Consider the following 21182-nt stretch of genomic DNA (forward strand, 5'->3'; position numbering starts at 1 on the left):
CGTGCAGGCGTGGATGATCCAGATTGCCGCCGCGCTGGCGGGCGGCTTCGTCGTCGCGGTGGCGGCGGCGGTCGTGTCTCGCGTAACGCGCAAGCGGCTCGTTGCGGCGATGGAACGCGACGTGCATGCGTTGCGCGGCGCGCTCGACGCGGCCACCGCGAGGGCGGCAGAAGCGGCGTCGGCACATGCCGAGGCCGCCGACGCATGGGCGCAACGCGAGACGCAACTCGAGGACGCGCTGGCGCGCGAGGCATCCGCGGCCGGCACGCAGCGCGACGCGCTGCAGGCGCTGTCGGCCGACCGCGCCGCGCTCGCGCAGCATGCGATGAAGATCGCCGACGAAGCCGCGCGCCTGCGCGGGCTCGCCGGCACGTTCGAGCGCTGGCACGAGCAGATGATCTCGCTGACCACGCAGAACCAGGACATGCGCTCGAAGAACCAGGAGCTGTCGGCGATCGTCGCGCACGTGTCGATCGTGTCGCTGAACGCGTCGATCGAGGCGGCGCGTGCGGGCACGGCCGGGCGCGGCTTCTCGATCGTTGCGAGCGAGGTGCGCGGGCTGGCCGCACGCTCGCAGCAACTGTCGAACAGCTATCGCGACAGCCTGAACCGCAACGATCTCGTGACGGCCGCGACGTTCCAGGACATCCAGGCCGGCGGCAAGATGATCACGGCCGCGCTCGCGACGGTCGAGACGCTGGCCGGGCAGCTGCACACGCGGATCGAAGGAGAGGCAGCGTGATCAGCGCTCAGGCGAAAGCCGGCTTCGAGCGGATCTTCCTTGATGCGGCGCGCACGCGGCTCGCGTCCGGCGGCGCGTGCGACATCCGGCCGTCGGCCGCCGATCCGCACGATCCTGCGCGGGCGACTTCGCGATCGAAACCGAAGGTGCCGGAGTACGTCGTGGTACTGACGATCTCGGCGCTGCATTTCCGCCTGCTGCTCGCGCTGCGCTTCAGCGACGACGATGCGACGCGCGGCCATTTTGCCGGCGCGACGGCGGGCGCGAGCGGCCAGCGGCCGCTGCCCGAAGCGTTCATGGAAGTCGCGAACCTGTGCTGCGGCGCGATCAACCAGGCGCTGACCGTGTCGTTTCCCGATCTAGGAATGTCGACGCCTTGCCTGCTGGGCGGCGCGAGCATCGACTGCCTGCCCGCACTCGCGCCCGATTACGTGGCCGCCTACGATCTGACGCTCGACGGCGACGTGCGGGTCGGCGCGACGCTGTGCGTGTGCGCGAACGCGCCGGTCGATTTCCATGTGCCGGAAACGGCCACGGTGGACACCGGCGGCGAGCTCGAACTGTTCTGATCGACCATTAGGAAGGCTTGAGATGACCGAAGACCAACCCGTCAGCAAGGTGCTCGTGCTCGACGACAGCCGCACGCATGCCGACGCGATCAAGCGTTTCTGCGACGAGCACAACCTGGTCGGCCTGACCGTGCGGCGCAGCCGGCTGCTGAAGGTGCTGCGCTCGAACATCGATCTCGGCGCGATCCTGCTCGCCGAGGATTACGGCGGCTCGCCGGTCGAGAGCGCGATCATCGCGACGCAGATCGATGCGCTGCGGCCCGAGCTGCCGATCATCCTGCGCCGCGAATCGCTCGCATCGCGCGACGGGCTGCCCGACGCGCTCGCACGGGTGGCATGCGCGGCCTACGTCGCGGACGACATGACGCCGCTCAAGCGCGCGATCGACGAATACCTGTTCGGCCGCGACTACCCGAACGCGCTCGTGCGCGGCATCTCGGAGATCACCGAGGCGCGCATCGACAGCCTGTTTCCGGGCATGACGATCGAGCACGAAACGCCGTGCATCGTCCGCGACCAGATCATCTTCGGCGAGGTGTTCAGCCTGATCGCGCTCGAAAGCGCGTGGTGCCGCGGCTACATGCTGCTGCAGACGAGCGAGCAGCCGCTGCTCGACATGATCGGCGGCACGCGCGACAGCGGCCGTGCGCCGGATTTCCGCGACGTGAACAGCGTGCTCGGCGAGCTGACCAACCTCGTGTGGGGCGCGTTCAAGAACCGCTATCTCGGCGATGCGGAGGCGCTCGCGCGCCATCCGGTGCAGGTGCCGCTCGTCGTCAATCACAAGCAGAAGTTCATCTCGTTCGGCGGCGACTGTCCGCAGCTTTGCTTCAAGTACCGGATGACCGACCCGGCATCGGGGCGCTCCGTCTGTCTCGACCAGCGTTTCGTGTTCAGCCTAAGCTGGTCGCCGGAGGATTTCCGCGAATCGGTGCCGGACGTGGGGCCGATGGTCGAATCGGGTGAACTCGAATTGTTTTGAATTTTGAAGTCCGAAAGAAAGGAAGGGGAATACGACATGGCAAAGATTCTGGTGGTCGACGATTCGGGCACGGTACGCGACGAGGTCGCGGGCTTCCTGCGCAATCACGGGCTCGACGTCGCGACGGCCGTCGACGGCAAGGACGGGCTCGCGAAGCTCAAGGCGACGCCCGGCGTGCGCCTCGTGATCAGCGACGTGAACATGCCGAACATGGACGGCCTGACGATGGTCGAGAAGATCCGCGGCGAACTGGCGAACACGGCGGTCAACGTCGTGATGCTGACGACCGAAAGCAGCCCGGCGATGAAGGAGCGCGGCAAGGCGGCCGGCGTGAAGGGCTGGATCGTGAAGCCGTTCAAGGGCGACGCGGTGCTCGACGCGCTGAAGAAGCTCGCGGGCTGACGGCGGGCCGCGCGCGCCGCGGGCAGGGGCGTTACCGGGACGACGGGCCGGCGGACGAGAATTCGTCGACGACGGCCTCGATCACGGCCTGGATGCGCGCTGTCTTGTAGAGATCCGCATGCGCGACGAGCCACACGTCGAAGTGGTTGCATCGGCGCGGCATGACGCGTACCAGTTGCGGCTCGAGGTCGGCACGAAAACAGGGCAGTTCCGCCACGCCGAGCCCCGCGAGCGTGGCCTCGACCAGCATCATCGTCGACGATGTCTGGAACATCACGCGGCCGCGCGACGTCGGTTCGCCGCACAGCGCATCCCACATCGTCGGCATCACCGGCTGCTGGTACATCACGAGATCGTGTCCTTCGAACGCATGGCCCGGAGTCGGTTCGCCGCGTTCGGCCAGATAGCCGCGGGACGCATAGATGCCGCTTTCCAGATGCGCGAGCCGCCTGACGATCAGGTCCGGCGATTCCGGACGCAACGTGCGAATCGCGAGATCCGCTTCGCGCCGCGTGAGGTTGGCGATTTCCGTGGACGTCACGCACGCGACATCGATCCCGGCGTGCCTGTGGCGCAGGCGGGCGATGGCCGGAATCACGAAACGCTTGCCGAGCGAGTCGGTCGTCGCGATCCGGACGGATCCGGACAATTGGTCGTCGAGCCCCATCACGCGGCGCTCGATCGTCAGCGACGCGCGTTCCATCGTTTCGGCGGGCTCGAGCAACGCTTCACCCGCGGTCGTCAGCACGTAGAGGGCCGGGGTGCGCAGGAACAGGCGCGCGGAGAGTTCGTCCTCCAGCGCACCGATGCGGCGTCCCACCGTTGCCTGATCGACGTTCAGTTGCGCTGCGGCGGCACGCAGCGTGCCGGTGCGAGCCAGGGCCAGAAAGAAGCGGGCGTTGTCCCAGTTCATGCGGATCGGTGGTTTCGCGAGGCAAGGCGGTGGCGGAAGAGGAGATGCAATTCTGCATCATCTGGATGCGAAATTACCACTTTTCTGCATTGCGCACGGTTTCTAGACTCCCGGCATCGACCTGGAGTTTTTCATGACCGACTGTCAATCCACCTCCGTTGCCGTACCTGTACCCGCACCCGTGGCGACGGCAAGCCGCCCGACCGCGCGCGGCCGCCACCTGACGCTTGCGCTGGTCGCGATCGGGATGTTCATGGCGGTGCTCGATACGACGATCGTCAACGTCGCGCTGCCCGCCATGCGCGCCAGCCTCGGCGCGACGGTCGCGCACCTCGCGTGGATTGTCGACGCCTATACGCTCAGCTTTGCCGCGCTGATCCTCGCGGGCGGCACGGCGTCCGACCGGTTCGGCGCCGCGAACGTTTACCTGGCCGGGCTGGCGCTCTTCGTCGGTGCGTCGGCGGCCTGCGGTCTCGCGCCGTCCGTGGCGGTTCTCGTGGCCGCGCGATTCGTGCAAGGCGTGGGCGCGGCGCTTTTTCTCCCCGCATCGCTCGCGATCGTCCGCGGTACGTTCGAGGTGCCGGCCGAGCGGGCCAGGGCGATTGCCGTATGGGCCGGCATCGCGTCGGTCGCGGCGTCCGTGGGGCCCGTGCTGGGCGGCATCCTGGTGGAGGGCTTCGGCTGGCGCAGCGCGTTCCTCGTCAACGTGCCGACCGGCGCGGCCGCGTTCGCGGGGGCGGCGCTGCTCGTGCGTATGCCGGCTTCGCGGCACACGCGTCGTTTCGACTGGGCCGGCCAGTTCACCAGTGCGGCGGCGCTTGGGGCGCTGTGCTTTGCCGCGATCGAGCTGCCGACGCGCGGCCTCGGTGCGCCGGCCGTCTGGGGGGCGATGCTGGCCGCCGGGCTTGCGACAGCCGTGCTGGTCGTTGTCGAACGGCGCGTCCGCGAGCCGATGGTGCCGCCCGCGTGGTTTCGCAATCGCGTGTTCGTCGCGATGAACCTGATGGGCGGCCTGGTCTATGTCGGTTACTTCGGCCTGCTGTTCGTGCTGAGCCTGTACTTGCACGGAAGCGTCGGCCTGAATGCGCGACAGACGGGCCTGATGCTGCTGCCGCTCGCGCTGAGCCTGTCGCTCGGCAACCTGCTGTCCGGAAAGCTGCACGGACGTGCCAGTGCGGCCCGGTTGATGTCGGGTGGCCTCGGCATGGCGACGCTCGCCGTCGTGGCGCTGGCGGGCGCGCTCGCGATGCGCGCGCCGTGGCCGGTGACCTGGGCGGCGATGGCGGCGTTCGGCACCGGAACCGCGCTGTCCGTGGCGCCGATGATATCGACGGTGCTCGATCAGGTGCCGGCGGACGCGGCCGGCGTGGCGTCGGGGTTTCTCAATGCAGCCAGGCAGGCCGGAAGCCTGCTCGGGGTGGCCATCGCCGGCGCCGCGACGATGCTGCTGCCGAACCCGGCGGCGTCGCTATGGGCGGTCGCGGCGGTCAGTTCGGCTGCCTATGCGATAGCTGCGTTGGCAGCGCTGACGACGCGTGCCGGCGCGGCGAAAGGCGCCGGGCGGCGCGGCTGAAGCGCGCGCTGTCGTTTTCAACGCGACGCCGCGCACATCGGGCTGCGGCAGTCGATCGCGGGCGGCGGGTAGCGGCGGCCGACGCGCAATTTACAGCGCTCCGCGATGTCCGTATCCTGCCGAATGCCGAGGGCGGCGTGCCTGCGCGTCACACGCATCACGCCCGGCATCCATGACAATCAGGAACGGGGATTCCGATGAAAATCAAAGTCGATCGGGCAGTGCTTGCGCGCGGCGCATGCGCGGCACGGGTGGCTGCACCGATGGACGGCAAGCGCATCCCGTTCGCGCAGTACGAGGTCACGGGCTGCAACGGCCCGTACGAAGGCGTGACCGACGAAACGGGGCGCGGCGTGATGTACCGCTGCAAGACGCAGTCGAAGATCGACGTGTCGTTCCATCAGTCACGTCCGTAGGGCCGGTGCGATGGCGTCCGAATCCCGCCGCGCCGCGCCGCACACGGAGATGCCGATCGTGAAGGGCGTCGTGTTCACCGTGGCGGGCACGTGCCTGCTGATCGGTGTCGCCATGTACGCGCAGTCGACGCGCGAGTTCCTGCGGACGTCGGTCGTCGTGCCGGGCCGCGTCGTCAAGCTGAACGCGGGCCCGCATCATCCGCAGATCGCGTTCACGACGCTCGCGGGCGAGCATGTCGAATACCCGCAGGGCGGCGATGTCAGCGTGCCGGACGGCGCGACGGTCGAGGTGCGCTACGCGCCGGAGGCGCCCGCGATGACCGCGCGGATGAATACGTTCGGCGCGATCTGGGGCGGCGTGCTGACCTTCGGCGGCATCGGTGCCGTCTTTCTCCTCGGTGGCGTCGGGCAGTTGTGGTCGGGCGTGCGCGCGTGGCGTAGCGGGCGCCTGCACCCGTGACCGCCAGCGCCGCGCCGCGACTGGACGCCGCGCGGAATGTGGAGGACCATTTCATCGACATGCCGCGAACGCGCGTGTGCCGTCGCCGCCCGTTCGTGCCGCCTCCAATCCTGCCGAACCCGTCGAGCGAAACATCATGGAACCCGATCAAGAGACTGCCGAGCCGATCCTGTTGCGCGAGGTGCGCGACGGCGTCGTCACGCTGCGGCTGAACCGGCCGCAGCAGTTCAACGCGTTGTCCGAAGCGATGCTCGCGAGCCTGCACGACGCGTTCGGTGCGCTGGCGGCCGATCCGCACGTGCGCTGCGTCGTGCTGGCCGCGCAAGGCAAGGCGTTCTGCGCGGGCCACGACCTGCGGCAGATGCGCGGCAAGCCGGAGCTCGACTACTACCGCTCGCTGTTCGCGCAGTGCAGCCGCGTGATGCTCGCGATGCGCGCGTTGCCGGTGCCGGTGATCGCGCGTGTGCAGGGCATCGCGACGGCCGCCGGCTGCCAGCTCGTCGCCGCGTGCGATCTGGCGATCGCGGCGGATACCGCGCGTTTCGCGGTATCGGGCATCAACGTCGGGCTGTTCTGTTCGACGCCGGCCGTCGCGTTGAGCCGCAACGTCACGGCGAAGCGCGCGTTCGACATGCTCGTGACCGGGCGCTTCGTCGATGCGGCGACGGCCGCCGCGTGGGGGCTCGTCAACGAGGCCGTGCCCGAGGACGCGCTCGATGCGGCCGTCGCGCGCAAGGTCGCTGAGATCGTCGCGAAGAGCCCGGCCGCGGTGCGCTACGGCAAGCAGATGTTCTACCGCCAGCGCGAGTTGCCGCTCGACGAAGCGTATGCGTATGCGAGCGACGTGATGGCGCGCAACATGATGGAAGAGGATGCGGGCGAAGGGATCGACGCGTTCCTCGAGAAGCGGAAGCCGACGTGGCGTTCGTAGGAGCACGCCCCGGATGTGCATGTCGAGCGGCGCGGAAGCGCCGTAACCAACGCGTTTTCTCCGGCTCGGGTTTCCCGTCCGCCGGAACGCGAACGGGCCGCCCGAGGCGGCCCGCAAGTGAAGCGGCATGCGCGGCGGCGCGGTAGTGCGCCGCGGCATCGACGTCGATTAGCGTCCGTAGCTCCCGGTCCGCAGCGCCGGCTGCGCGGTCGATGCGCCGGGCGGCACGAGCACGACCGGCACGCGGCGCGCGAGCGCGCACATCAGCTCGTAGCCGATCGTGCCGCTGGCTTCCGCGACATCATCCACCTTCACCTGGTCGCCCCACAGCTCGACGCTCGACCCGATGCCCGCGTTCGGGCACGGCGTCAGGTCGACGGTCAGCATGTCCATCGACACGCGGCCGACGACGCGCGTCATCACGCCGTCCACCGCGATCGGCGTGCCGGTCGGCGCGTGGCGCGGATAGCCGTCCGCGTAGCCGCACGCGACGACGCCGATCCGCATCGGCCGGTCGGCCGTGAAGCGGCGGCCGTAGCCGACGGTTTCGTCCGGCGACAGCGTCTGCACGCCGATGATCCTGCTCGTCAGCGTCATCGCGGCCATCAGCGGCGTGTCGGCGATATGCCGCGCCGCGCCCGTCGGCGACGCGCCGTACAGGATCGTGCCGGGCCGCACCCAGTCACGGTGCGCGCGCGGATGCCACAGCACGGCCGCCGAATTCGACACCGAGCGCTCGCCCGGAATCCCGGCCGTGGTCGCGTCGAACTGATCGAGCTGCCAGTCGACCTCGCCTTCGTCCGCGTTCGCGAAATGCATCATCAGCGTGATCTTGCCGATCGACGGTGCGCTCGCCGCGCGCTCCCACGCGGCGCGGAACGCGGCGGGCCGGTAGCCGAGCCGGTTCATTCCCGAATTCATCTTGAGCTGGATGTCGATCGGCTGCCGCGGCTTCGCGGCGATCAGCAGGTCGAGCTGCTCGTCGCAGTGCACGGCCACCGTCAGCCGGTGGCGATCGGCCAGCTCGACGTCGGCCGGCTCGAAGATCCCTTCGAGCAGCAGCACGGGTTTGTCCCAGCCGAGCTCGCGCACGCGCACGGCTTCGTCGAGATCGAGCAGACCGATGCCGTCGGCGGCCGCGAGGCCCGGGTAGATCCACTCGATGCCGTGACCGTATGCGTTGGCCTTGATCACGGCCCACACGCGCGATTGCGCGGCGGTGCGGCGGATGAAGTCGAGGTTGTGACGGATGGCGTCGGGGCGGATATGGGCGACGATGGGACGGGGCATGGCGATGGCTCGGGTCGGATGTCGTTCGGCGCGCGGCGGCGCGCCCGGATCGGCAAGGCTGGCGCGGTGACGCGCCAAGCCAGTGATGAGCGCTATCTTATTGGTGTTCGACCAGTTTTTATTAACGTATTTGTGGATGATTTGGTGGAAATTTGGGTGGCGGGCCACGCCGGCCGCGGCCGTCGGCGGCACGTGCAGCCGAGTCTCCCGTCTAGAAAACCGGTGCGCGAACGGCGCGGCGCAATGCTAAGCTCTCGGCGATCTTGTCATTGAACAATGTAATCATAAAGGAGGAGACTTTGATGACGACGTCCCAGCTGTGCCTGTTCATCGTGGCGCTGTTGCCGTTCCCGCTGACGTTCCTGGCCAAGGCGCGCAAGGGCTACGACAACCGCACGCCGCGCGACTACCTGGCGAAACTCGAAGGCTGGCGCGCGCGGGCGCAGGCCGCGCACCAGAACGCGTGGGAAGCGCTTGCGCTGTTCACGGCCGCGCTGGTGGTCGCGTGGCACAACGGCGCGAACGCGCACCACGTCGACCAGCTCGCGATGGGTTTCGTCGCGATCCGCGTCGCTTATACGCTGATGTACCTGCTGAACTGGGCGTCGCTGCGTTCGCTCGTGTGGTTCGCCGGGATGGCGTGCGTCGTCGCGCTGTTCTTCGCCACGCCGTAACGGGCCGTCAAGAGGCGATGCCGGCTTCGCGGGTGCGGCCACCCCGGCACGCCGCCGCGTTGAAACGCCGCTGACACGCGGCACGAACGAGCATGCGGCCCGTGGCGAATGCGCTCGCGGTTGCGCTGCCGTCATCCCGCCGCACCCGTCGCTCGGGATGGCAAACCCGGCGGCCCGCACCAAGCGTCGCCATCCTCGCTTCACGTCCAGCCATCTGCCCGCGCGGCGCGACCCGGCTCGGGCGCTCCGCCCCGGCCATCTCCCCATTCCTCCGATCTATTCGGCCCGCGCGGCCCGGGTTTGTCTCGATGAAATTCCCCGTTGCGTACTTTTTTGTTGTCGTAGTATCGCCGTTGACAACACATGTTGCACTAAGATCTAATTTGACATCGCATGTTGCGGTGCGGCCTGATGTCGTCGTTCCCGCCGGCCGGCTGGCCGGCTACATCGCTCAATCATGCGGAGAGAAACCATGAGTCGCCGTTCCTTCCTGAAAGCCGTCGCGGTCGTTGCCGCGCTCGGCGCAAGCCTCGCGCACGCGGATACCAAGACGCTCGTCGTCGGCACCGATACGTCGTTCATGCCGTTCGAGTTCAAGCAGGGTGACAAGTACGTCGGCTTCGATCTCGACCTGTGGGCGGAGATCGCGAAGGACCAGGGCTGGAAATACACGATCCAGCCGATGGATTTCGCGGGCCTGATCCCGGCGCTGCAGACGCAGAACATCGACGTCGCGCTGTCGGGGATGACGATCAAGGAGGAGCGCAAGAAGGCGATCGACTTCTCCGCGCCGTACTACGACAGCGGCCTCGCGGCGATGGTGCAGACCGGCAACACGACGATCAAGTCGATCGACGACCTGAACGGCAAGGTGATCGCCGCGAAGACGGGCACCGCGACGATCGACTGGATCAAGGCGCACCTGAAGCCGAAGGAGATCCGCCAGTTCCCGAACATCGACCAGGCCTACCTCGCGCTTGAAGCCGGCCGTGTCGACGCGGCGATGCACGACACGCCGAACGTGCTGTTCTTCGTGAACAACGAAGGCAAGGGCAAGGTGCAGGTCGCGGGCCAGCCGGTCAGCGGCGACAAGTACGGGATGGGTTTTCCGAAGGGCAGCCCGCTCGTGCCGAAGGTCAACGCGTCGCTCGTGAAGATCAAGGCCGACGGCCGCTACGCGCAGATCTACAAGAAGTGGTTCGGCGCCGAGCCGCCGAAGATGTGAGCGTGACGGCGCAACAGCGCGCGGCCGTGCGGCCGCGCCGGTCTTGATTCGAACGGGGAGCGACAAGTGAATTTCGATTGGTCGGCGATCTGGGCGGCGTTGCCGGACCTGATGGACGGGGTCCGGTTGACGGTGTTCATCGCATTTTTCGGGCTGGTGGGCGGGTTCATCGTCGGGATGGTCGCGGGGATGTTCCGCGCATACGGACCGAAGGCGATGAACGTGCTCGCACAGGTCTACATTGAACTGATTCGCGGCACGCCGATCGTCGTGCAGGTGATGTTCCTGTATTTCGCGCTGCCGTTGCTCGCGCACATCCGCATCGACGGCCTGACGGCCGCGATCATCGCGATCACGGTGAACTCCGGCGCGTATCTCGCGGAAGTGGTGCGCGGCGCGCTGCTGTCGATCCCGAAGGGGCTGACGGAAGCGGGGCTCGCGATGGGCTTGTCGATGCCGCGCGTGCTGCTGAAGGTGGTCGGGCCGCTGGCGTTCCGGCGGCTGATTCCGCCGCTCGGCAACCAGTGCATCGTGAGCCTGAAGGACACGTCGCTGTTCATCGTGATCGGCGTCGGCGAACTGACGCGCAAGGGGCAGGAAATCATCGCGGGCAATTTCCAGGCGGTCGAGATCTGGAGCGCCGTTGCTGTCATCTACCTGCTGCTGACCGGCGCGATGACGCTGACGCTGCGGCTCGTCGAAAGGAGCATGAGAATTCTATGAGTATTATCGAATTCCAGAACGTGTCGAAGAGCTTCGGCCACGTGCCGGTGCTGCAGCACATCGACCTGAAGATCGACGCGGGCGAGGTGGTCGTCGTGATCGGTCCGTCGGGTTCGGGCAAGTCGACGATGCTGCGCTGTATCAACGCGCTCGAGAAAATCACCGGCGGCGAACTGCTCGTCGATGGCCAGAGCGTGCGCGGCAACGCGACGACGATCCGCAACATCCGGCTCGAAGCCGGCATGGTGTTCCAGCAGTTCAACCTGTTTCCGCAAATGACCGCGCTCGAGAACGTGATGTTCGGGCCGACCCAGGTGCGCGGCGCATCGCGCGCCGAAGCACGCGACCAGGCGATGGCGCTGCTCGACAAGGTCGGCCTCGAATCGCGCGCGAATCATTACCCGTCCGAGCTGTCGGGCGGCCAGCAGCAGCGTGTCGCGATCGCGCGCGCGCTCGCGATCCGGCCGCGGCTGATGCTGTTCGACGAGCCGACGTCGGCGCTCGATCCGGAGTTGCGCCACGAAGTGCTGAAAGTGATGCAGGATCTTGCTACCGAAGGAATGACGATGATCGTCGTCACGCACGAGATCGGCTTCGCGAAGCGGGTCGGCACGCGCCTGCTGTTCATGGATCAGGGTGGCATCGCCGAGGACGGCCATCCGGTCGACCTGATCGACCGGCCGCCGACGCCGCGCCTGAAGGAGTTCCTGAAACACGTGTCCTGAACGAAACCGAAACATTCGACATGCCGCTTTCCCTTACCCCCGTCATCGCCGGCGCGCCGTTCGACATCGGCGTGCGCCTCGGTGAACTCGCCCGTCCCGTGTTCGATGCGTACATGCAGCAGAGCAGCGCGTGGCAGGCCGTGCGCCGCTGGCGCGGCCATCCGTTCGTCGGCGCGCTGCGGCAGGCCGCGCTGGCCGCGTATCCCGATCTCGTCGCGGAACTGGACGGGATCGCGGCGGGCGTCGGCTGGCCGGCCGAGGACATCTTCCTGTGGAACTGCCGCGGCGAGCTGATCCACAACGCGCCGGACGGTTGCACGACGCTCGCCGCGCGCGGCGCGGACGGCACGCGCTGGATCGCGCACAACGAGGACGGCGACCCGTTCCTGCGCGAGCGCTGCCTGCTCGTCGACGTGCAGCCTGCGGGCAAGCCGGGCTTCATCAGTTTCTACTACCCCGGTTCGCTGCCGGGCCATACGTTTGCCGCGAACCGCGCGGGCATCGCGCAGGCGATCAACAACCTGCGGATCCGCACGCCGGCACCCGGCGTGCCGCGGATGATCCTCGCGCGCGCGGTGCTCGACGCGACGTCGCTCGACGCGGCAGCCGACGTGCTGCGCCTGCATGCACGCGCGAGCGGCTTTCATCACACGCTCGGCGCGACCGGCGATGCGCGGCTGCTGAGCATCGAAGCGAGCGCCGCGCGCTGTTCGGTGATCGACGTCGCGCGGCTCGCGGGCCATGCGAACCATCTCGTGCATCCCGGTTGCGAAGCAGAAGCACAGATCGTCACGCAATCGTCGGCCGACCGCCAGCGGCGCGTCGACGCGCTGACGCCCGGCATCGACGCGATCCACGAAGCCGCGCTGCTGCGCGTGCTCGGCGATCGCGCGCCGGAAGGGCTGCCGATCTATCGCGACGACCCGGCCGACCCGGACGACGAGAACACGCTCGGAACCGCGGTGTTCGCGATCGGCGCGGCGGCGATCGATTTCACCATTCACCAGCACGGCACGCAGCGTTTCGCGACGCGCATCGTGCCGTCCGGGCGCGCGCACGGCGCGTCCTGATCCATGAGGCAACGCATGACGACCGTTTTTCATCGCGCCCCGCGCGCGACCTTGCCCGTCGCCGTCGCAGGCGACGGCATCGAGATCATCGACTCGACCGGCAAACGCTATATCGACGCATGCGGCGGCGCGGCCGTCTCGTGTCTCGGCCACAGCAACCAGCGCGTGATCGACGCGATCAAGCGCCAGGCGCAGCAACTGCCGTACGCGCATACGTCGTTCTTCACGACCGACGTGGCCGAGGAACTGGCCGACCGGCTCGTCGACGGCGCGCCGGCCGGCCTCGAACACGTGTATTTCGTGTCGGGCGGCTCCGAGGCGATCGAGGCCGCGCTGAAGCTCGCGCGCCAGTATTTCGTCGAGAAGGGCGAGCCGCAGCGCCGCCATTTCATCGCGCGGCGCCAGAGCTATCACGGCAACACGCTCGGCGCGCTCGCGATCGGCGGCAACGCGTGGCGGCGCGAGCCGTTCCTGCCGTTGCTGATCGAAGCGCATCACGTGAGCCCGTGTTATGCGTATCGCGACCAGCAGGCGGGAGAAACCGACGAAGCGTATGCGCAGCGCCTCGCGGACGAGCTCGAGCAGAAGATCGTCGAACTCGGCGCGGAAAACGTCGCGGCGTTCGTCGCGGAAACGGTGGTGGGCGCAACGGCCGGCGCGGTGCCGCCGGTGCGCACGTACCTGAAGAAGATTCGCGCGGTGTGCGACAAGTACGGTGTACTGCTGATCCTCGACGAGATCATGTCGGGGATGGGGCGCACGGGCTACCTGTACGCGTGCGATGAAGACGGCGTCGCGCCAGACCTGCTGACGATCGCGAAAGGGCTCGGCGCGGGCTACCAGCCGATCGGCGCGACGCTTGTCAGCGACCGCATCTACCGGACGATCGTCGACGGGTCGGGTTTCTTCCAGCACGGTCACACGTACCTCGGCCACGCGACCGCATGCGCGGCCGCGCTCGAGGTGCAGCGCGTGATCGCCGACGAGAAGCTGCTCGACAACGTGAAGGCGCGCGGCGAGCAGTTGCGCGCGTCGTTGCGCGAGCATTACGGCGCGCATCCGCATGTAGGCGACGTGCGCGGCCGCGGGCTGTTCGTCGGCGTCGAGCTCGTGCGCGATCGCGACAGCAAGGCGACGTTCGATCCCGCGCTGAAGCTGCATGCGGCGGTCAAGCGCGAGGCGATGCAGCGCGGCCTGATGGTGTATCCGATGGGCGGGACGATCGACGGCGTCCACGGCGATCACATCCTGATCGCGCCGCCGTTCATCTGCACCGCGCAGCAGATCGATACGATCGTCGAGCGGCTGTCGGGCGCGATCGACGCGGCGCTCGCCGCGGCCGGTGCGTGACGGCATCGATGCACTGAACTCTTACCGGAATCACCATGACAGACAGACTGCCACCGTTCGATCCCGCGTCGGCCACCGATGCACAGAAGGCCGTGCTGGCCGACATTCTCAGCGGCCCGCGAGGCAACCTGAACGGGCCGTTTCTCGGCTGGATCGCGAGCCCCGAGCTGGCCCAGCACGCGCAGAAGCTCGGCGCGTTCTGCCGCTACCGCACGGGCCTGCCGCTGCGACTGTCGGAGCTCGCGATTCTCGTGACGGCCGCGCGCTGGCGCTCGCAGGCCGAGTGGCACATCCACCATCCGATCGCGCTCGACGCGGGTGTACCGGCCGCGACCGCCGACGCGATCCGGCGCGGTGTCGAACCTGCATTCGAGTCGGACGACGATGCGCTGATCCATGCGTTCGCGAGCGAGCTGTACGACACGCGGCGTGTCAGCGACGCGACGTTCGCGCGAGCGGAAGCGCGCTTCGGCCACGAAACCGTCGTGAATCTCGTTGCGCTGCTCGGCTATTACGCGCTTGTCGCGATGACGCTGAACACGTTCGGCATGCGCGCGGACGGGCAAACCGATCTGCCGTTTCCGGAGTGATCGCCGTGCAAGTGGCCGTGCATTGATCGTGCCGGAACAGCGGCCGCGATACGTCTGACGATCGCGCCGCCGGCATCAATGCAACGAAATGTATTCATGCGGGATCAATGGCCGATGGCCGCGTATCATGGCTTGTTCACGTCGATATGATCGGTGAGCAAGCATGACGAGTACCCGCAAAACCTTGATGATCGCCGGAGGGCTCCTGGTAGCCGCTGCCGGCACTGCATACGTGATGCTCCTGCGCGCGGACCACCGTGCGATCGAAGACGCCGGCATCGGCGATTCGGCCGCGCCGGTTGCCACGGCGCCCGCGAACAATGATCACGCAGTGCAGGGTGCCATCGCGCCGCCGGCACCGGCTGCCGCGACGGCAGCCCATGCCGATACGGCACCGAAACAGGCGGCTGTCCCGCCGCCTCCCGCCGCACCGGTGACCGCACCGGCAGCACCCGCGCGCGTCAGCGCTGCACCTGCATCTGTCCCCGCCGTTCCGGTTGTCAGCGAGAAAGCGCAGCCGGTGGCGAAGCCGAGCGCACCGCCGCCGAAGGTGAACGTCGTGACGGTCGATGCGCAGGATTCGACCCCGCCGGCCGCACAGCAGGCGCAACCGGCTCAGCCGGCCGCGCCGGCGCAGGTCACGCAACGCGCGCCGCGCAAGCGTGACGGCCTCGAACGCCATGCGGCCGCAGCGCCTGCCGCACCGAAATCCGCAACGAAATCCGAAACGCCGGAGACGGCCGAGCTCGTCAGGGAATCGGCGAAGCTCGATCCGTCGTTGCCGCCGCCGCCGATGTCGTCGATGTCGTCAAGTTCCGGTTCGTATCGGCAGGGCGGTTCGTCGTCGGGCGCGAACCCGGTTGCCGCCGCGATGACCGAGCAACTGGTCAGGCAGTCGAGCAGTCTCAATTCGCCGACCGGCAGCCCGGCCGCCAACGCGAAGTGATGTCGGCGGCGGTATGGAAAGGGGGGCGGGACGATGGGCAGTCGTGCGAGCGGTCCGGCGCGGCTGCCATGGATCGTTCATGCGACGGGTAGATATCGTTCCACCAGCCTGGCCCAGAAAGCGGAACCGACGACCAGGTTTTCGTCGTTGAAGTCGTAGGTCGCGCTATGCAGCGTGTTCCCGCCGTCGGTCGGACCGTTGCCGATCCGCAGGAATGCGCCGGGGCAGGCTTGCAGCATGTAGGCAAAGTCCTCGCTGCCCATCAACGGAGCCATCTGTTCCGTCACGCGCGCCTCGCCCACCAGCTCTTTCGCGACTTCGATCGCAAGCTCGGTTTCGGCGTCGGCGTTCGTCACGACCGGGTAGCCTTCCACATAATCGACGACGGCACGGAGGCCGTAACTGTCGGCCTGCGCGTGCACGAGCTCGGTGATTCTTTCCTTCAGCATCCGGCGGACATCCGCGTCGAACGACCGAACGCTGATGCTCAACTCGACTTCGCCCGGAATCACGTTCGGGGCCGATCCTCCGGCGATCTTGCCGATCGTCACGACCGCGGACTGCGTCGGATCGACGTTGCGCGAAACGATGGTCTGCAATGCCATCACGATACTGCCTGCCGCGACGATCGGGTCGTTGGCCAGGTGCGGGCGGGCAGCGTGCCCGCCCTTGCCGATGACCTTCACGAAGACACGGTCGCCCGCGGCCATGAAATGCCCCTTGCGGAACATGAACGTGCCCGCCGGCGCGCCCGGATGGTTGTGCATGGCGAACACCGCGTCGCAGGGAAAGCGCGTGAAGAGCCCTTGCTCGACCATGCGCTTGGCCCCGCTGTCGAATCCGCGTTCCTCGGCCGGCTGGAAGATCAGATGCACGGTGCCGTCGAATCGCCCGCGTTGTGCGAGGTGTCGGGCCGCGCCGAGCAACATCGCGGTATGGCCGTCATGGCCGCATGCATGCATTCGTCCCGGGTGGAGGCTCTTGTGACCGAACGTATTGCGTTCGTCGATCGGTAGCGCGTCCATGTCGGCGCGGATTCCGATACGACGTTCGCTCGAACCCAGCCGGAGCGTGCCGACCACGCCGGTGCCGGCAATGCCTGTCGCGACCGAATAGCCGTATTCCTTCAGGCGACTTGCGACGATTTCAGCTGTCTGCACTTCCTCGAATGCCAGTTCGGGGCAGCAATGCAGCGTATAGCGCAGCCTGCGCATGTCGTCGGCAAGCGGCTGCAGATCGGGGATGGAACTGAGGTCGGGTAATAGCATGTGCGGTCCGGGGAAAATGCGGCTGACTAGAAGGGGCCCCAATGCATCGCGACGCCGGTCGCGATGGCGACGATGCAGATCGCGAACCAGGCAATCAGCAGCGGCATGACGAAACGTACCCACTTGAAGTACGGGATGCCGGACGTAGCGAGGACGGCCATCAGGACGCCGGAAGTCGGGTTGAAGCAGTTGATGAAGCCTTCGCCGAGCAGTACGGCCTGCACCGTGACCTGTCGGGTCAGGTGCAACGTGTCGCCAAGGGGCGCGAAGATCGGGACGAGCACCGCCGATTCGCCGGACCCGGACGAGATGCCGACATGGATCAACGCGGCGCTCAGGAACATGCAGATCGCGGCCAGTGAGGAATCGAGCGGTGCGAGCATGCCGGCGAGCATGTTGACGATCGGGTCCATGATTCTGCCGTCGCCGAGCACGATCGAGATGGCCCGCGCCATGCCGACCACGAGCGCGCCCTTGACGAGCCCGCCGCAGCCGTGGAGGAACGTGTCCGCGATCGAGCCCGGGCGCATGCCGCTCACGATCCCGGCGGCGATCGCCATGACGAGAAACATCGCGATCATTTCGATTTCGGCCCAGTTGCGCGTCGACGAACCGTAGACGAAAACCGCAAGGCAGACGAGCACGATGCCGACGACGGCGCGTTGCCGGGCGTCGAACCGTCGCGTGGACAGGGGCGACAGGGCACCGGGCGCCCGGATCGCCGAGTCGGAAACCGTCGCGTCGTTCATTCGACAGGCACGGATGCGTACGACGAGGAAAATGACGGTGGCCGCCAGAAACGCGACATAGATGCACACCCGGAACGTCATGCCGGAAAACATCGGCAGGCCGGCCAGGCGTTGCGACAATCCGGTCGTTACGGGGTTGAGGATGCCCGTGTTGAAGCCGGCATATGTGCCGAGATAGATCATGCCGGCGCCGGTTTCTTTCGGCAATTGCATCGACTCTGCGAGCAGCAGTCCGAGCGGGACGAACGCGACGACCGAATTCGTCACCACGCCGAGTGTGCCGAGCAGCGAAAAAATGCAGCAAACGACGACCACGGCGACGTACGATCGTGTGCGCTCCCCCGGTGCGACCAGCGCGAGTGCACTGCGGACGGCGCCCGTCGATTCGAGTACGGCCAGTGCGCCGCCGGTGAACAGGATGAGAAAGATGATGGGCGCGGAAGTCGTCATCCCCTTGGCCAGCGCGACGAACATCTCGCCCGGCATCACGCCGTGCGTGGCAACCGGTTTCAGGCTGTTCGGAACGACGAAGCTGATACCGTTGCTGACCGTTCGCGCAAACTCGCCTGACGGCACGACCCAGGTCGCGATGGCGGCCGCCACCAGCATGACGAACAGCAGCACATAGGGGCTGATCGGCTCCTTGCCGTCGCGCGCGCGGGTGGGCTGGCGCGGTTGCTGCGTGCCGTCGACAAGCCGGCTGGCGTCGTTCATGTTGCTCCTCCGTTGATGTGCTCGAGTGGTCAGCCACCCTGTTTTCGGTCCGGCGCGGCTGTCTGCTTGCCCGGGCCGGCTCCGGGGCGGAGTATCGGCGAAATTCCGTCTGGAAAGTTGCTTCTATCGCTGCGAAAATGTTGCATTGAAGGCAACACTGGAGTCGGCATTGGATACGGTCGAACGGAGTCTCTCGGAGCGCACGCTGCAATATCTGGTCGCGATCGCAACGTACGGCGGAATGCGTCAGGCGGCGCTCGGTCTGGATGTGAACGTGTCGACGATCAGTCGGCAGGTTGCCCTTGCCGAGCGCGAGCTCAGGCTGTCGCTGGTGACCCGTCGCGGGCGAAAAATGGAGTTGACGGAAGCGGGGCAAATGGCGGTCGATTATTTTCGCGACTGCGAACGCAGCGCCCGCCGGTTTCGTGCGCAGCTCGACGAATATCGCGGCCTCAAACGGGGGCAGGTCACGATCGCCGCCGGCGAAGGGGCGGTTGCGAGCCTGGTCTCGATGGTCCTCAAGCCTTTCCTGGAAAAATATCCGGGTATCACCGTGGAGTTGCGCACCGGTTCGCTTCCGCAGCTCTTGTCGATGACCCGGGAGGATCAGGTCGATATCTGCGTATCGATCGGTGCCACGACGGATCCGACATTGAACGCGCGCCTGTTCCAGAGCGAGCCCATCTGCGCGATCTTCTCGGTAGATCATCCGATGGCATCGCGCAAATCGGTGAAGATGGAAGCGCTCGCCAACGAGCGCGTGGTCTTCATGCCTGCCGAGTTCGGGCTGCAGGCCCATGTCGATGCGATCCTCGCCGATATCGGGCGCACGTATGTGCCTGCATTCCGCTGCGACCGGTTTTCGACGGCAGTCGCGATTGCGGCGCAGAATCTCGCCGTTGCGTTCATGACACGCGGGGCGGCCCAGGAGAGGATCGCGGCGGGCCAGGTCGCCGCGGTGCCGATCGATCATCCGATCGCACGCTCGTTCGATCGTTATGTGGTCACGCGTGCGGGGCGGCGACTCGGTCCGGCCGCGAACTATCTGCGGCGGGAAATCGTGAGGTTGATGTCGACCGTGTAGCGACGAAAGCGGGCTTTGACCTGCATTCCACCGCCACTCGGCGAAGATGCAAAAAAAGGACCCCGCACGCCGACCAAAGCATGCGGGGCCAAGAGAGACAAGCCGTTGCGACGATGTGCTGACGTGCGTTAAGCGGCGACCGCTTCTTCGGCCTGCGGCTGAACGGCTGCTGCAGGCGTCACGTCCTGCCGGATCAGGTGGTCGAACGCGCCGAGCGATGCCTTCGCGCCTTCGCCGACCGCGATCACGATCTGCTTGAACGGCACCGTCGTCACGTCGCCGGCCGCGAACACGCCCGGCACCGACGTCGCGCCACGCGCATCGACGACGATCTCGCCGTGCTTCGACAGTTCGACCGTGCCCTTCAGCCATTCGGTGTTCGGCACGAGGCCGATCTGCACGAACACGCCTTCGAGATCGATGCGCTGCGTTTCGCCCGAGCGCAGATCCTTGTAGACGAGCCCGTTCAGCTTGCTGCCGTCGCCGGTCAGCTCGGTCGTCTGCGCCTGCGTGACGATCGTCACGTTCGGCAGGCTGCGCAGCTTGCGCTGCAGCACTTCGTCCGCGCGCAGTTGTGCGCCGTATTCGATCAGCGTGACTTCCTTCACGATGCCGGCGAGGTCGATCGCGGCCTCGACGCCCGAGTTGCCGCCGCCGACCACCGCGACGCGCTTGCCCTTGAACAGCGGGCCGTCGCAGTGCGGGCAGTACGCGACACCGCGATTGCGGTATTCGCGCTCGCCCGGCACGTTGATTTCGCGCCAGCGCGCGCCGGTGGCGAGGATGATCGTCTTCGCCTTCAGCACCGCGCAGTTCGCGAGGCGAATCTGGTGCACGTCGCCCGGGATCAGCGCGTCGGCGCGCTGCACGTCCATGATGTCGACGTCGTATTGCTTCACGTGCTGCTCGAGCGCGGTCGCGAACTTCGGCCCTTCGGTTTCCTGCACCGACACGAAGTTCTCGATCGCCATCGTGTCGAGCACCTGGCCGCCGAAACGCTCGGCGACGACGCCCGTCGCGATGCCCTTGCGCGCCGAGTAGATCGCCGCGGCCGCGCCTGCCGGGCCGCCGCCGACGATCAGCGTATCGAACACCGGCTTGTTTTCGAGCGACTTCGCGGCACGCTCGCTCGCACCCGTATCAAGTTTCGCGAGGATTTCCTTCACGCTGCTGCGGCCCTGGCCGAACGATGCGCCGTTCAGGAACATCGTCGGCACGGCCATGATCTGGCGCGACTCGACTTCATTCTGGAACAGCGCGCCGTCGATCGCGACGTGGCGGATGCGCGGGTTGATCAGCGACATCACGTTCAGCGCCTGCACGACTTCCGGGCAGTTCTGGCACGACAGCGAGAAATACGTCTCGAACGCGTAGTCGCCGTCGAGCGCGCGGATCTGTTCGATCACGTCGTCGTCGAGCTTGATCGGGTGGCCGCCGGTTTGGAGCAGCGCGAGCACGAGCGACGTGAATTCATGACCCATCGGAATGCCGGCGAAGCGGATGCCGGCCGGCTTGCCGGGCTCGCCGATCGAGAACGACGGCTTGCGCTCGGCGTCGTCGCGGCGTTCGGCCACGGTCACGCGATCCGTCAGCGACGCAATCTCGTTCAGCAGCGCCAGCAGTTCCTGCGATTTCGCGCTGTCGTCGAGCGAGGCGACGAGTTCGATCGGGCGCGTGATTTTTTCGAGGTACGCTTTCAGTTGGTTCTTGAGATTGGCGTCGAGCATGGCGTTTCGGATTCCGTATTAATGATTATGGTCGGGCACGTCGTGCCGGAGGGGGGGCG

22 protein-coding genes are annotated in these 21182 nt (G+C 67.1%); 17 read left to right on the forward strand and 5 right to left on the reverse strand.

From position 1 onward, the window contains the following. Window position 1 precedes the first annotated feature (1 nt). The 4 genes from OEJ37_RS13380 to OEJ37_RS13395 are packed head-to-tail and all read left to right on the forward strand — an operon-like array spanning window position 2 to window position 2695. Entirely contained in the window at window positions 2-742 is a 741-nt protein-coding gene (locus OEJ37_RS13380; RefSeq protein WP_411859264.1) for a methyl-accepting chemotaxis protein, read from the forward strand. Beyond that, entirely contained in the window at window positions 739-1311 is a 573-nt protein-coding gene (locus OEJ37_RS13385; protein ID WP_175917775.1) for a hypothetical protein, read from the forward strand. Before OEJ37_RS13380 ends, OEJ37_RS13385 begins: the two co-directional genes overlap by 4 nt. 22 nt (window positions 1312-1333) lie before the next feature. Then, entirely contained in the window at window positions 1334-2293 is a 960-nt protein-coding gene (locus OEJ37_RS13390) for a chemotaxis protein CheX (protein ID WP_175917776.1), read from the forward strand. A gap of 36 nt (window positions 2294-2329) precedes the next feature. Next, window positions 2330-2695 carry a response regulator gene (locus OEJ37_RS13395; protein ID WP_006486240.1) on the forward strand — a complete coding sequence of 122 codons (366 nt, stop codon included), beginning with the start codon at window positions 2330-2332 and terminating at the stop codon, window positions 2693-2695. A gap of 31 nt (window positions 2696-2726) precedes the next feature. Here OEJ37_RS13395 and OEJ37_RS13400 read toward each other — a convergent pair whose 3' ends face one another. Next, window positions 2727-3608, reverse strand: a complete 882-nt coding sequence (locus tag OEJ37_RS13400; protein WP_174420442.1) for a LysR family transcriptional regulator — start codon at window positions 3606-3608, stop codon at window positions 2727-2729. 133 nt (window positions 3609-3741) lie between these two features. Between OEJ37_RS13400 and OEJ37_RS13405 the strand changes: the two genes are divergently transcribed. From OEJ37_RS13405 to OEJ37_RS13420, 4 genes are all read left to right on the forward strand, one after another. After that, window positions 3742-5181 carry an MFS transporter gene (locus OEJ37_RS13405; protein WP_263344521.1) on the forward strand — a complete coding sequence of 480 codons (1440 nt, stop codon included), beginning with the start codon at window positions 3742-3744 and terminating at the stop codon, window positions 5179-5181. Between the two features lie 197 nt (window positions 5182-5378). Further along, window positions 5379-5597: a hypothetical protein gene (locus OEJ37_RS13410; RefSeq protein WP_263344522.1), complete on the forward strand. Its 219-nt coding sequence runs from the start codon at window positions 5379-5381 to the stop codon at window positions 5595-5597. 10 nt (window positions 5598-5607) lie between these two features. Next, window positions 5608-6057 carry a DUF3592 domain-containing protein gene (locus OEJ37_RS13415; RefSeq protein WP_175917779.1) on the forward strand — a complete coding sequence of 150 codons (450 nt, stop codon included), beginning with the start codon at window positions 5608-5610 and terminating at the stop codon, window positions 6055-6057. A gap of 136 nt (window positions 6058-6193) precedes the next feature. Continuing rightward, window positions 6194-6988, forward strand: a complete 795-nt coding sequence (locus OEJ37_RS13420) for an enoyl-CoA hydratase (RefSeq protein ID WP_263344523.1) — start codon at window positions 6194-6196, stop codon at window positions 6986-6988. A 168-nt stretch (window positions 6989-7156) separates the two neighbouring features. On the opposite strand, the gene alr is transcribed toward OEJ37_RS13420, so the two are convergent. Then, window positions 7157-8278, reverse strand: a complete 1122-nt coding sequence (gene alr, locus OEJ37_RS13425; protein ID WP_263344524.1) for an alanine racemase — start codon at window positions 8276-8278, stop codon at window positions 7157-7159. 302 nt (window positions 8279-8580) lie between these two features. Between alr and OEJ37_RS13430 the strand changes: the two genes are divergently transcribed. The 8 genes from OEJ37_RS13430 (at window position 8581) to OEJ37_RS13465 (ending at window position 15581) form a co-directional block, all read left to right on the forward strand. Next, the gene (locus tag OEJ37_RS13430) at window positions 8581-8952 is read left to right on the forward strand and encodes an MAPEG family protein (protein ID WP_174420448.1); all 372 of its coding nucleotides are present in this window, start codon (window positions 8581-8583) and stop codon (window positions 8950-8952) included. A gap of 472 nt (window positions 8953-9424) precedes the next feature. Then, window positions 9425-10177 (forward strand): glutamine ABC transporter substrate-binding protein GlnH, encoded by a 753-nt coding sequence (gene glnH, locus OEJ37_RS13435; RefSeq protein ID WP_047903570.1) that lies wholly within the window; start codon window positions 9425-9427, stop codon window positions 10175-10177. A 66-nt stretch (window positions 10178-10243) separates the two neighbouring features. Further along, entirely contained in the window at window positions 10244-10900 is a 657-nt protein-coding gene (glnP, locus tag OEJ37_RS13440) for a glutamine ABC transporter permease GlnP (protein ID WP_175917783.1), read from the forward strand. Continuing rightward, window positions 10897-11625 (forward strand): glutamine ABC transporter ATP-binding protein GlnQ, encoded by a 729-nt coding sequence (gene glnQ, locus OEJ37_RS13445; RefSeq protein WP_263344525.1) that lies wholly within the window; start codon window positions 10897-10899, stop codon window positions 11623-11625. Before glnP ends, glnQ begins: the two co-directional genes overlap by 4 nt. 20 nt (window positions 11626-11645) lie before the next feature. Continuing rightward, entirely contained in the window at window positions 11646-12695 is a 1050-nt protein-coding gene (locus tag OEJ37_RS13450; protein ID WP_263344526.1) for a C45 family autoproteolytic acyltransferase/hydolase, read from the forward strand. Window positions 12696-12710: 15 nt separating this feature from the next. Then, window positions 12711-14045: an aspartate aminotransferase family protein gene (locus tag OEJ37_RS13455; protein ID WP_263344527.1), complete on the forward strand. Its 1335-nt coding sequence runs from the start codon at window positions 12711-12713 to the stop codon at window positions 14043-14045. Window positions 14046-14080: 35 nt separating this feature from the next. Continuing rightward, window positions 14081-14635: a carboxymuconolactone decarboxylase family protein gene (locus tag OEJ37_RS13460; RefSeq protein WP_072436524.1), complete on the forward strand. Its 555-nt coding sequence runs from the start codon at window positions 14081-14083 to the stop codon at window positions 14633-14635. 163 nt (window positions 14636-14798) lie between these two features. After that, window positions 14799-15581 (forward strand): extensin, encoded by a 783-nt coding sequence (locus OEJ37_RS13465; RefSeq protein ID WP_263344528.1) that lies wholly within the window; start codon window positions 14799-14801, stop codon window positions 15579-15581. Window positions 15582-15658: 77 nt separating this feature from the next. Here the strand turns inward: OEJ37_RS13465 and OEJ37_RS13470 are convergent, their stop codons facing one another. Continuing rightward, window positions 15659-16849 carry a M20 aminoacylase family protein gene (locus tag OEJ37_RS13470; RefSeq protein WP_263344637.1) on the reverse strand — a complete coding sequence of 397 codons (1191 nt, stop codon included), beginning with the start codon at window positions 16847-16849 and terminating at the stop codon, window positions 15659-15661. Window positions 16850-16875: 26 nt separating this feature from the next. After that, entirely contained in the window at window positions 16876-18312 is a 1437-nt protein-coding gene (locus OEJ37_RS13475; protein WP_263344529.1) for a YfcC family protein, read from the reverse strand. A 169-nt stretch (window positions 18313-18481) separates the two neighbouring features. Here OEJ37_RS13475 and OEJ37_RS13480 point away from each other — a divergent pair, with 169 nt between their 5' ends. Then, the gene (locus OEJ37_RS13480) at window positions 18482-19396 is read left to right on the forward strand and encodes a LysR family transcriptional regulator (protein WP_175941792.1); all 915 of its coding nucleotides are present in this window, start codon (window positions 18482-18484) and stop codon (window positions 19394-19396) included. A gap of 128 nt (window positions 19397-19524) precedes the next feature. Here OEJ37_RS13480 and ahpF read toward each other — a convergent pair whose 3' ends face one another. After that, window positions 19525-21123: an alkyl hydroperoxide reductase subunit F gene (gene ahpF / locus OEJ37_RS13485; RefSeq protein WP_263344530.1), complete on the reverse strand. Its 1599-nt coding sequence runs from the start codon at window positions 21121-21123 to the stop codon at window positions 19525-19527. Between the last annotated feature and the right edge of the window lie 59 nt (window positions 21124-21182).

The sequence above is a fragment of the Burkholderia sp. BKH01 genome, from assembly GCF_025685725.1.
Classification (GTDB): Bacteria; Pseudomonadota; Gammaproteobacteria; order Burkholderiales; family Burkholderiaceae; genus Burkholderia; species Burkholderia pyrrocinia_C.